Source organism: Mycobacterium sp., from assembly GCF_049585075.1.
In the GTDB taxonomy this organism is placed as follows: domain Bacteria; phylum Actinomycetota; class Actinomycetes; order Mycobacteriales; family Mycobacteriaceae; genus Mycobacterium.
Genome location: NZ_JBAUZA010000533.1, coordinates 1 through 11,705, shown reverse-complemented (window position 1 = coordinate 11,705; position 11,705 = coordinate 1). Strand labels below are relative to the sequence as shown.

The following is an 11,705-nucleotide window of genomic DNA, read 5'->3' as shown; positions in this document are numbered from 1 at the left end:
GCTACGAGGCGCTGGATCAGCACCGCCGCGACCACCGCGGCATCGGCGTGATTCGCGAGATCGTTCGGAGCGCCGAACACCGCCAGGGCGCCGTCACCGAGGAACTTGTTGACGTGCCCGCCGGCATGCACCACCGTCGGCACGACGATCTCGAAGAGGGCGTTGAGACGAGACACAGTGTCCTCGGCGGTGTTTGCCTCGGCGAACGGCGTGAAGTCGCGAATATCGACGAACATCACGCTCACCTCGCGCCGTTCACCGGTGAAAACATCGTCACCCTGCTCAAGCAATCGCGCCGCCAGGGTCGGGTCGACGTAGGTGCCGAAGGCGGCCTGAAGTCGTTGTCGCTCAAGCAAACCCGCCTGCATGCGGTTGAACGAACCGGCCAGTGCCCCGAGGTCATCGTCCTGAACCACCGGCAGCCGTTGGCCGTAGTCACCAGCCGCAACGCGTTCGGTTCCCTCTGCGAGATCGCGAATGGGCCGCAGTGACGGTGAGAACCCAACGCCGACAGTGATTGGCAATGCAAAGCCAAACGCCAACACGCTCCCGATCACGACCCAGGACCCAGGTGTGGCCTGAGTGGCCCGATTAAAAACGCCTGCCACCATCGCGCCTGCTTGAGCGAACGCCAATGCGACCGCGAGCAGGGTCAGGTTCGACCACACCGCGAACGTCGGACGAGAACGAGGCAGCGAGTCGGCGGTCCGCATGTCACCGGCAAGCGCAATCCTGGCCGGTCGCAGCGCTCCTTGGACGACACTGTGCGCAGCGATCAGCTGGACGGTAATTCCGGTGACAGCGCCCATGATCGCGTACTGGAGCAGCCGCGACGAGACCGCGCCGGCAATAGCACCGACAACGACCAGCAAGGCGGCCGCCAGAACAGCGTGGACCGCCACCAACCGAGAAACCGGACGCCGACCATAAGCGAAGGTGTCCTGCAGGGCTAGTGCCCGATCGACCTCATGACCAGCCGCCCACTGCTCCGCACGGCGGAGCCGTTTGTCACCGGCAGGAAGGAACGCATAGGACATCGCCAGCACGAAAACGACGGTGACAAGGGTCGCCTCGACATACCGACCCGACCTTTCAAAAGCGACCACAACATACGACGCGAGTAGATAAATGGGCAGCACTACCGGAAACCCGATCACGCACAAAGCCCACGAGTACCGCGCACCGTACCGATCCCAGGTCCACTGCCAGATGTGATCCATGCCGGGAGACTAAAGCGACCAGCCAGCGCATCGTCGGTGTTTGACGGCTTACGGCCCCACTTACTAGGATGTCCTAGTAACCCACTTTCTTCGTGTATGCGAGGGCATCAATGACCACACAGATCACCAACTTCATCGATGGCAAGCGCACGGCCGGGCAGTCCGGTCGTACCGCCGAGGTGTTCGACCCCAACACCGGCCAGGTGCAGTCGCTGGCACCCATGGCCAGCAAGAGCGAGGTCGACGCCGCGGTGACCTCGGCGGCCAAGGCGCAAAAGGAGTGGGCGGCGTTCAATCCGCAGCGCAGGGCACGGGTCATGATGCGCTTCGTCGAGTTGGTCAACGAGCACGTCGACGAAATCGCCGAATTGCTGTCGTCGGAGCACGGCAAGACACTGGCCGATTCACGCGGTGACATTCAGCGCGGCATCGAGGTGATCGAGTTTTGTATCGGCATCCCGCATCTGCTCAAAGGCGAATACAGCGAGGGCGCGGGTCCAGGCATCGACGTGTACTCGTTGCGCCAGCCGTTGGGCGTGGTCGCCGGAATCACCCCGTTCAACTTCCCCGCGATGATCCCGCTGTGGAAGGCTGGCCCCGCCCTGGCATGCGGAAACGCGTTTGTGCTCAAGCCCTCTGAACGCGATCCGTCGGTCCCGGTACGGCTTGCCGAGCTGTTCATCGAGGCCGGTCTGCCAGCGGGCGCATTTCAGGTCGTGCACGGCGACAAGGAAGCTGTCGACGCGATCCTGACTCACCCGGACATCGCCGCGGTCGGCTTTGTCGGCAGTTCGGATATCGCCCAGTACATCTATTCGACGGCGACGGGCACCGGCAAGCGTGCGCAGTGCTTCGGCGGGGCGAAAAACCACATGATCGTGATGCCCGACGCCGACTTGGATCAGGCCGTCGACGCGCTGATCGGCGCGGGCTATGGCAGCGCCGGTGAGCGGTGCATGGCGATTTCCGTCGCGGTGCCGGTCGGCGAGCAGACGGCGGATCGACTGCGCGCCAGGCTGGTTGAGCGGATCAACAACCTGCGGGTCGGCCACAGTCTGGACCCCAAAGCCGACTACGGCCCGTTGGTCACCGACGCCGCCCTGGCCCGGGTGCGCGACTACATCGGCCAGGGCGTGGACGCCGGCGCCGAAATCGTCGTCGACGGCCGCGAACGCACCAGCGATGACTTGGCCTACGGTGACGCAAACCTGGAGAGCGGCTTCTTCATCGGCCCCACTCTGTTCGACCACGTCACCCCGGACATGTCGATCTACACCGACGAGATCTTCGGTCCGGTGTTGTGCATCGTGCGGGCGCATGACTACGAAGAGGCGCTGCGACTGCCCTCGGAGCATGAGTACGGCAACGGCGTGGCGGTCTTCACCCGCGACGGCGACACCGCGCGTGATTTCGTCTCCCGGGTGCAGGTCGGCATGGTCGGCGTCAATGTGCCTATCCCAGTTCCGGTGGCGTACCACACCTTTGGCGGCTGGAAGCGTTCCGGCTTCGGTGACCTCAATCAGCACGGCCCGGCGTCGATCCAGTTCTATACCAAAGTCAAGACCGTGACGTCGCGGTGGCCGTCGGGCATCAAGGATGGCGCCGAATTCGTCATCCCGACAATGAATTAGCCCGCCGATGCAGTTTTTATCGCTTGACGACGACGAGCGGGTGATCACCGAGACGGCGGCCGCTTTCGCGGCCAAACGCCTCGCCCCGTATGCGCTGGAATGGGATGCGACGCATCACTTCCCGACCGATGAACTGCGCGAGGCGGCCGGGCTCGGCATGGCGGCGATCTACTGCCGCGACGACGTGGGCGGCAGTGCGCTGCGCCGCCTTGACGGCGTCCGGATCTTCGAGCAGCTGGCGATCGCCTGTCCGACCATCGCGGCGTTTCTGTCGATCCACAACATGTGCGCGTGGATGATTGACGCATTCGGCACCGAGGAACAGCGCAAGGCTTGGGTGCCACGGCTGGCCTCGATGGACGTCATTGCCAGTTACTGCCTGACCGAGCCGGGCGCAGGCTCGGATGCCGGCGCGCTGAGCACCCGGGCCGTCAAGCAAAGTGACGACTATGTGCTCAACGGCGTCAAGCAATTCATCTCCGGGGCGGGGGCCTCGGATGTCTATGTGGTGATGGCCCGTACCGGCGGAGACGGTCCCCGCGGAATATCTGCTTTCATCGTCGAAAAGGGCAGTCCGGGGCTGAGTTTCGGTGCGCACGAGGAGAAGATGGGCTGGAACGCCCAGCCGACGGCGCAGGTGATTTTCGAGGACGTGCGGGTACCTGCCGACGCGATGCTGGGTGGTACGGACGGTGAAGGTGCGGGCTTTGGCATCGCGATGAATGGCCTCAACGGCGGCCGGATCAACATCGCGGCGTGCTCGCTCGGCGGGGCGCAGGCGGCGTTTGACAAGGCGGCCGAATATCTCTCCCACCGGCAGGCTTTCGGCGCTCCGCTGCTCGACGAGCCCACCATCCGGTTCAGCTTGGCCGATATGGCCACCGCGCTCGAATCGTCGCGAATGTTGTTGTGGCGCGCGGCGAGTGCGCTCGATGCCGACGCCGACGACAAAGTCGTGCTGTGTGCGATGGCGAAGCGCTACGTCACCGACGCGTGCTACGACGTCGCGGACCAGGCGCTGCAGTTGCACGGCGGCTACGGGTATCTGCGCGAGTACGGTTTGGAGAAGATCGTGCGCGATCTGCGGGTGCACCGCATCCTGGAGGGAACCAACGAAATCATGCGGGTGGTCATCGGCCGCGCCGAGGCCGCACGGGTCCGCACCAGCGTGTAGGAAAGGCGAGAGCAATGGCACAGTCCTTAACGGTCGCGTTTTTGGGGTTGGGCCACATGGGCGGTCCGATGTCGAGGAACCTGGTCGCCGCCGGTTACACCGTGCAGGGCTTCGACCCGGTGCCGGCTGCGGCGGTCGCCGCCGCCGACAACGGTGTCGTGGTGTCCGACAGCGCGCCCACGGCGGTGACCGGCGCTGACGTCGTCCTCACGATGCTGCCGCACGGCGATGCGGTGAAGCGCTGCTACGCAGAAATCCTGCCCGCGGCCAAGCAAGGCGCGCTGTTCATTGACAGCTCAACGATTTCCGTCGACGACGCCCGTGAAGTCCACGCATCGGCGGGCTCGCAGGGGTTGGAGCAGCTCGACGCGCCAGTTTCCGGCGGGGTCAAAGGCGCGGTCGCGGGGACGCTGGCATTCATGGTGGGCGGCGAGGACAACGCGCTGCAACGGGCGCGTCCGGTGCTGGAGCCGATGGCGGGCAAGGTCATTCATTGCGGAGCGGCCGGCGCCGGTCAGGCAGCCAAAGTGTGCAACAACATGGTGCTTGCCGTGCAGCAGATCGCGATCGGCGAGGCGTTCGTGCTCGCCGAGAAGCTTGGCCTGTCGGCCCAGTCCTTGTTCGACGTCATCACCGGCGCGACCGGCAATTGTTGGGCGGTGCACACCAATTGCCCAGTGCCAGGCCCGGTGCCGACATCGCCGGCCAACCACGACTTCACACCTGGTTTCGCAACAGCGCTGATGAACAAGGACCTGGGTTTGGCGATGGACGCCGTCAGCTCAACAGGTTCGGCGGCGCCGTTGGGCAGCCACGCCGCCGAAATCTATGCCAAATTCGCAGCGGCCAACGCCGACAAGGATTTCAGCGCCGTCATCGAAATGCTCCGCGGCACCTAGTCATGCAGCGCGGCTACGCTCGCTGATCCACCAGCGCCGGTGGGCCTGCCTGCAGCCGGCTGCGCGCAGCGAATCCGCGCCGTCGTAACCGGTGACAACGACTACGGTGGGCAATTCGGCGGCAACCGCAGCGCGCCACCCGCGCCCCGACCCAGTCACCGCGAGCGCGCCGCGATGCGTTATTCCCATCTCCCACAACGCCAGACGGTACAGCTCGGCGTCACACCCGGGCCCGGCTTCGGCGTCGGATAAGTCGTCGATGGTCACGATCGTCTCGACCAGGCCGTCACCAATCAATTCCCGCACCAGCGTCTCGACCCACTCACGGGGCCGAGTGCTCACCACGCCCACCCAGATACCCGCGACGAACAGGCTCATCACCAAGTCGATCAGACCGTCTCTGGCCGCCACGTCACCATCGCGTTCGATATCCGCCAGCGCGGAATCGGCGTCGAAGATCACCGCGCGCAGAATATCGCCGTCGACCGGAGGTTCCCGATCCCACCAAAACGTCCGGGCTGGACGAGTCTGACGCAAGGTTCGCACGCCAACAGGTTGCCCTGAAGCGACGCGCCCAACCTCCCCCATTAGGGGGATTGGCATGACGAATTAGGGTGATGCCATGACGGCTCCGGTGCGTCTTGTTCTCGTCGATGACCACGAGATGGTCATCGAGGGGCTCAAGGCGATGCTGGCGGCGTTCAAGGACCGGGTGCAGGTGGTCGGGCAGGCAGTGGGCGCCGACCGGGCTGTCGGCGTGGTCGACGAGCTGCAGCCCGATGTCGTGCTGTGCGATGTGCGGATGCAGGGCTTCAGCGGGCTAGACCTGTGCAAGGTGCTACGGGAACACGACCCTGCCCGCCGGGTCGTGATGTTGTCGGTTTACGACGACGAGCAGTACCTGTTCCAGGCCCTGCGGGTGGGCGCGAGCGGCTATCTGCTGAAAAGCATCAACAGCGACGACCTCGTCCGTCAGCTGGAACTAGTGCACAGCGGGGAAACCGTGATCGACCCCGGCATGGCGGCCCGCGCGGCCGACACCGCGGCACGCATGCAGCGTGACGAATTCTGGCCGGGCGCCCGGCAGGGATTGACACAACGCGAAAGCGAAATCCTGTCCTACATGGTCAACGGGCTGTCCAACCGCGGCATCGCCGGCAAACTCGTCATCGGCGAGGAAACCGTCAAGAGCCACCTGCGGTCGATCTACCGCAAGCTCGGCGTCAGCGACCGTACCGGTGCGGTGGCCACTGCACTGCGCGAAGGCATTTATCAGTGACCGCACGGCAACCCGATAACACTGGCCGCGGCTCGAACGCGGTACGCGGTCTTGTTGACACCGACCGTGAACTGGCGTTGCTGCGCGAGCTCATCCAGGCCGCCTCGACCGGACCCGGGGTGGAACCGCTAGCGGCGGCGGCAGCGCGGATGATCACCGCGGCCACCGGAACCGACGTGTGCTTCGTGCATGTGCTCGACGACACCGACCGCTCGCTGACACTGGCCGGTGCGACACCGCCTTTCGACGGGCAGGTGGGAAAGATTCGGCTGCCGTTGGGATCCGGCATTTCCGGTTGGGTGGCCAAGCACCGTGAGCCCGTCGTCATCACCCACGACAAGGAAGCCGACCCACGTTACTTGCCGATCCAATCGCTGCGCGGACGCGACTTCACCTCGATGGTGTCCATGCCGATGGAAACCGACCCGGGCGGCCTTGTCGGCGTGCTCAACGTGCACACGGTCGCGCGCCGCGAATTCACCGAGGGCGACGTCGAACTCTTGCGGGTGATCGGTCGGCTGATCGCCGGGGCCATGCACCAGGCCCGGTTGCACCGGCAGCTGGTAGCCAGGGAGCGGGCGCACGAGCTGTTCGTCGAGCAGGTGATCGAGGCTCAGGAAATAGAGCGCCGTCGGGTAGCCGGCGATATTCACGACGGCATCTCGCAACGCCTGATCACGCTGTCCTATCGGCTCGACGCCGCGGCGCGGGCCGTCGGCGACGATCCCACCGAAGCGTCCCGTCAGCTCGGCGAGGCCCGTGAACTGGTCGGGTTGACGTTGGGCGAAGCGCGTGCGGCGATCAGCGGACTGCGCCCGCCGGTTCTCGACGACTTGGGCTTGGCGGGAGGGCTGGCCAGCCTGGCCCGCTCGATACCGCACCTGGACACCGAGCTCGAGCTGGCCGACGTCCGGCTGCCCGAGCACATCGAAGTCGCGCTCTACCGCATCGCGCAGGAAGGCCTGCAAAACATCGTCAAACACGCCAATGCGTCGGTGGCCCGGCTGCGTTTCGCGGTGGACGACGAGACCGCAAGGCTTGAAATCGTCGACAACGGAATAGGTTTCGACACTTTCGAGAATCCATTGGGCAGCGACGAGATGGGCGGCTACGGCGTGCTGTCGATGGCCGAACGCGCCGAGCTGGTCGGCGGACAGTTGAACATCCGGTCGCGGCCCGGCGCCGGGACGGCGGTCACCGCGACGATCCCGGTGCCCTCGACGATCGACTAAAAGTCGCCGGCGTTGTGCCGCAGCGTCTCGATCGACGACACCAGCGCCTGCGATTCACCATCGGATATTCCGATATCGCAGAACACCTGCTCGTTGAGCGTGACAGTGGCGTCCTCGACGGTCGAGCGGCCCAGGTCGGTAATCTGCACCAGCGTCGTTCGCCCGTCGGTGGGGTGCGGGACGCGCTGCACCAGGCCATTTGCTTCCAGCCGTCGAATGGCGTGGGTGACGCTGGTGACGTGTACCTGCAGCCGGTCGGACGCCTTGGTGATCGGCAACGCGCCGCTGCGGCTGAACGCCAGCAGCCGCAGCAGTTCGAACCGGGAAAAGCTCAGATCGTAAGGACGCAGCGCACTCTCGACACGGGCGAGCAGGATCTGGTGGGCTCGCATCACCGATGTCACCGCGACCATCCCCTGCGCGACTTCACCCCACCCGGCGCGTTCCCAGTTGGCCCGCGCGGCAGCGATCGGATCGCGGTTGTCAGGATGCGAGGCGGCCACGCCCGAAGTTTAGGCCAGCGACTTTTCCACCGCGGACAGCACGGCCAGAGTCGACGGCAGGCCGCCGACCGTAACCCGCGCACCGCCATCGGGATAGCAGCGAGCCTGCACCCCGGCGTCGGCGAACACTTCGCTCCAGGGTTGGCGAGCCGGCGGCAGGTACACGAAGTTGGCGTGTGAGTCGGTGCTGTAAATACCCATCGCCATCAAGCGCAGCCGCAGATGGTTGCGCTCGGCGGCGATTCGCCGGATGCGGTGCGCCAGCTCTGCCTCGGCGTCATAGCAGGCCGCCACCGCCGCCGCACTGAAATTGCTCATCCCGAACGGCAATTGCATGGTCCACAGCATGCGGGCCAGCTCGGGGGCGGCGAATCCATAACCGATTCGCAGTCCGGCAAGCCCGTAGGCTTTGGAGAACGTGCGCAGCACAACAACATTGGGAAACCGGCGGATCAGATCTGGCCCGTCGATGCGATGCCGGGCGGCGACGAACTCGATATAAGCCTCGTCGAGCAGCACAACCGTGTCGCTGGGGACCTGCTGCAGGAACCATTCGACCGCCGAGACCGGCTCCAACGTTCCGGTCGGATTGTGGGGTCGACATAAAACCACCACGCTGGCATCGGCTGCGGCGTCAGCCATCGCCGCCAAGTCGTGGTGGCCGTATTTGTTGAGCTCGATGGTGATCGGAGTCAGCCGGGCCATTTGCGCGAAGATCGGGTAGCCGTCGAAAGTGGGCTGGCTCATCACAATCCGGTCACCGGGCCGGGTGACCGCATGAAGAACCTGCATTGCCACGCCCGATGCCCCCGAGCCGAGTACCACCTGCTCCTCGTCGACCCCAACGCGGTCGGCGATCAACCGGCGCAGCTGCTCGGGCAGGAATTCCGGATAGCGGTTGACCGCATCGATGCAGTGCATCAGCGCCGACCGCACCGCAGGCAGCGGCGGAAACGGGCTCTCGTTGAGCGATAACGCCAGTGGATCGACCGCCTGAGGCAGAGTAGCCAGGATCTCCGAGGTCACCGGAGTCCCGTGCGCCGGCTGAGCCATCAGTCGCGCCCGCCCCAGCGGATCGCGGCCGCGCCGGCAAAGTCACCCGCGTGTGCGAAAGCTGCCATCATGACGGTATCGCCGGCCTCGACCTGGCCCTCAGAGATGGCCCGCTCCAGGTTGATCGGGATGCCGGCACCGAACAGGTTCCCGCACTCGTCGTAGGTATCAAGGTGCCTCGACTCGGGCACCTCGAGCGCCTCGCGCCAGTTGCGGAGGAAAACCCGATTGGGCTGGTTTGTGACAAGCAGATCAAGGTCTTTGGAGCTCATTCCGATTCGGTCGCACACCGCAAGCGCCACCTCGGGAACCTGACGGTTACCGCGGGCCAGCACCTTGGCGATCTTGGTCTCGGTGAACCCGATGCAGGCCTCGCCCGGCCCGGCTTGCCACCACTTCCGCGGCGGATCGATGGCGAGCGTCATGTCGCCGGCGTATTCACCGTAAGTGCGGCACTCGATGTCGAGGATGGGCGACTGGTCCGACAGCGCGACAAGCCCGACCGCGGCGCCGTCGCCGGGAACCGACGCCTGCGCTTTGCGGCGCACCCCTGGCTGATCGAAGACCTGGCCGGCCGCGTTCTGCGCGATCGCGATCAGCGCGGTGCGGCCTTCTCCCGATGCCAGCAATCGACGGGCCACGTTGAGCGCCAATACAAATGCCGCACATCCGCCGTTGTGCAAATCCAGTACCCACGACGGGCGCATACCCAGCCGGTGGGCGATTCCGCCGCCGCCGCCGTAGAACGGCATGTCCGGCATTTGGGCGTGAGTGATCAAGATGTCGACGTTTTCGATGACGTCGCGTCCGTGCCGCTCGATCAGTCCCTGTGTCGCGCGTTCGACCATATCGGTCGCGGTCTCGTCGGGCCCGACGTGATGGCGAAACGCCGGCGCACGGAACATGACGTTTTCTCGCAACTCGTCCGATTCGGCGAATTCCGCGTAGTAGTCGGCGCCGATCGGCTCGCCAGGCAGATAGCTGGAGACGTCGAGAAGGCTTACGGCAGGCTGATTCACGTTCAATCTCATCTCATCCAGGCCGGGGTGATCGGCAGGCCGTTGCGGTGGCGGTATTCGGCGATGGTCTTGAGGTTGTTCAGCTCCAGCGCGTGGCCGGCGCCGAACAGGTCCCAAAAGTCGCCGACCCAACCGGTGCGTTCGGGCGGGCCGGCGTCAGGGTACGGGTTCTGGTCGTAGAACGGGTGACGGCAATTGGTCCACAGCACAACAGAACCGGGCTTGTTCAACACCGCCTGCGCGTCGAGGACGCGCATCAGGTAGATCATCCACAGGTGCTTGCCCTGGTCCCAAGCGCAGTGGTAGTCGACGGTACGCGCATCGGCATTGGCAACCGTGCGGGTATAGATCTCGGTATCCGGAAGGAGCCGGTCGTAGGCCAGCCAGAGTCCCGGCTCGTCAGTAGGAGTGAAGTCACGCAGGGTGTAGGTCCACTCCTCGAGGCTTCTGGTGTCCGACAGGTACTCGAAGAGTTCGTCGGGCGGGCAGTCTACGTAGTCGTTGACAGTGCAGTACTGACCGAAGACCTGGTCGTGCGGGTACGCCGACCGCATCTGCGAAAGGAAGGTTCCGGCCGTCTGCTGCAATGGCGTGGTCTCGATACGCACCAGTCCGTCGATCGGGACGGTGGTGCCGGTATGGCTGACGATATCGTCAAGCGCTGGCAGCGACATGGGTGTGGTCCTCCTGGGTGTGCGGGATCTGTTGATTGACAGGCTTATTGGTTGGTCCTACGTCGAGAAAGGGTGCAAACGGCGGGATTTCGTCGGCGGCGCATTCGACGCTGACCACCGACGGGCCGTCGAGGTCGAGCGAGCCGCGTACCGCTGCGGCCAATCCGTCCGCGTCGCTGACATCGATCGATGTCAGTCCGGGGAACATCGCGGCCAGACCGGCTCCGAGCTGGCTGGGAGCGAATCGGTTGTAGCTGTACAGGTCGTCGTAATAGAGCTGTTCACGGGTCACGCACATGGCATGGGCGTTGTTGTTGAGCAGGACGAAGGTCACCGGCAGCCGGTAGTGCAAAGCGGTGTGCACCTCCAAGCCGTGCATGAAGAACGCGCCGTCCCCCGCGATCACCACCACACGCCGGCCCGGTGCTTGGGCTTTAGCCCGGGCAAAAGCCATCCCGATACCGGCGCCGAAGCTGTAGCCCATGCCGCCCATGCCCAGCGCGACCGCGAACCGGCCCTTGCGCCGCGCCGGCAGGTAGTGGATCGCCGCCGCGCCGGTGTTACCAGCATCGACAACGATGTCGACTTCGTCGGGCAGTGCGCGGTCGAGTTCGGCCATCGCATCGCGGTAGCGCACACCGAGCCCGTCGAAGGGCGGTGGGGATAGCTCGGTGTGCGCCACGACATCGGGCACCCGAACGCCGGTGGGCCGTCCTGCGCCGGAAAGTGCGCGGGTCAGCATCCGCAGCGACGCACGCAGGTCATCAGTGTGGACGTGGGTGCAGGCAAGATACGGCGGTGCCGAACCGATGGACATTGTGCGGACCGCCGCCAACGCCTCGTCGAGGCCGGCGCGCGCGGTCACCGACAGCCGGGTGCCGACCACCAGACACAGCGCACTGCCGGTCACAGCGTCGGCCACACCGGGGTGGCCCATCACACCGGTCACGCCCAGCGCCGACGACGAACCCAGGCCCGGTGTCCCGGCGGCATCTTTCGCATCCGGCACGCATGCCACCCG

12 protein-coding genes are annotated in these 11,705 nt (G+C 65.3%); 5 read left to right on the top strand and 7 right to left on the bottom strand.

The annotated features are described in order from the left end of the window. A partial coding sequence (locus tag WB785_RS24540; protein ID WP_424082670.1) for an adenylate/guanylate cyclase domain-containing protein occupies window positions 1-1,220 on the bottom strand: 1,220 nt, incomplete at its 3' end. 110 nt (window positions 1,221-1,330) lie between these two features. Between WB785_RS24540 and WB785_RS24535 the strand changes: the two genes are divergently transcribed. Genes WB785_RS24535 through mmsB form a run of 3 tightly spaced genes read left to right on the top strand, consistent with a single transcriptional unit; the run spans window position 1,331 to window position 4,924 of the window. Further along, window positions 1,331-2,851: a CoA-acylating methylmalonate-semialdehyde dehydrogenase gene (locus WB785_RS24535; RefSeq protein ID WP_424082668.1), complete on the top strand. Its 1,521-nt coding sequence runs from the start codon at window positions 1,331-1,333 to the stop codon at window positions 2,849-2,851. 7 nt (window positions 2,852-2,858) lie between these two features. Further along, entirely contained in the window at window positions 2,859-4,025 is a 1,167-nt protein-coding gene (locus tag WB785_RS24530; protein WP_424082666.1) for an acyl-CoA dehydrogenase family protein, read from the top strand. A 14-nt stretch (window positions 4,026-4,039) separates the two neighbouring features. Then, window positions 4,040-4,924, top strand: coding sequence for a 3-hydroxyisobutyrate dehydrogenase (gene mmsB / locus WB785_RS24525; RefSeq protein WP_424082664.1), 885 nt, complete (start codon window positions 4,040-4,042; stop codon window positions 4,922-4,924). Here the strand turns inward: mmsB and WB785_RS24520 are convergent, their stop codons facing one another. After that, window positions 4,925-5,470: an HAD family hydrolase gene (locus WB785_RS24520; protein ID WP_424082662.1), complete on the bottom strand. Its 546-nt coding sequence runs from the start codon at window positions 5,468-5,470 to the stop codon at window positions 4,925-4,927. 76 nt (window positions 5,471-5,546) lie between these two features. Between WB785_RS24520 and WB785_RS24515 the strand changes: the two genes are divergently transcribed. Together WB785_RS24515 and WB785_RS24510 are read left to right on the top strand one after the other, a co-directional pair. Continuing rightward, the gene (locus tag WB785_RS24515; RefSeq protein WP_424082660.1) at window positions 5,547-6,203 is read left to right on the top strand and encodes a response regulator; all 657 of its coding nucleotides are present in this window, start codon (window positions 5,547-5,549) and stop codon (window positions 6,201-6,203) included. Then, a complete protein-coding gene (locus WB785_RS24510; RefSeq protein ID WP_424082658.1) occupies window positions 6,200-7,435 on the top strand; it encodes a GAF domain-containing protein in 1,236 nt (411 codons plus the stop codon). Before WB785_RS24515 ends, WB785_RS24510 begins: the two co-directional genes overlap by 4 nt. Here the strand turns inward: WB785_RS24510 and WB785_RS24505 are convergent. The 5 genes from WB785_RS24505 to WB785_RS24485 all read right to left on the bottom strand — a co-directional run. Then, on the bottom strand, window positions 7,432-7,938 hold the full coding sequence (locus WB785_RS24505) for a MarR family transcriptional regulator (protein WP_424082656.1): 507 nt from the start codon (window positions 7,936-7,938) through the stop codon (window positions 7,432-7,434). The two genes, WB785_RS24510 and WB785_RS24505, sit on opposite strands and share 4 nt — an antisense overlap. 9 nt (window positions 7,939-7,947) lie before the next feature. Next, the gene (locus WB785_RS24500; protein ID WP_424082654.1) at window positions 7,948-8,991 is read right to left on the bottom strand and encodes an aminotransferase class I/II-fold pyridoxal phosphate-dependent enzyme; all 1,044 of its coding nucleotides are present in this window, start codon (window positions 8,989-8,991) and stop codon (window positions 7,948-7,950) included. Further along, on the bottom strand, window positions 8,991-10,010 hold the full coding sequence (locus tag WB785_RS24495) for a 3-oxoacyl-ACP synthase III family protein (protein ID WP_424082652.1): 1,020 nt from the start codon (window positions 10,008-10,010) through the stop codon (window positions 8,991-8,993). The genes WB785_RS24500 and WB785_RS24495 overlap by 1 nt, the downstream gene beginning before the upstream one ends. Window positions 10,011-10,018: 8 nt before the next feature. After that, window positions 10,019-10,684, bottom strand: a complete 666-nt coding sequence (locus WB785_RS24490) for an SRPBCC family protein (RefSeq protein WP_424082651.1) — start codon at window positions 10,682-10,684, stop codon at window positions 10,019-10,021. Beyond that, window positions 10,665-11,705 (bottom strand): thiamine pyrophosphate-dependent enzyme (locus WB785_RS24485; protein ID WP_424082649.1); only part of this gene is annotated, 1,041 nt, incomplete at its 5' end. The genes WB785_RS24485 and WB785_RS24490, both read right to left, overlap by 20 nt.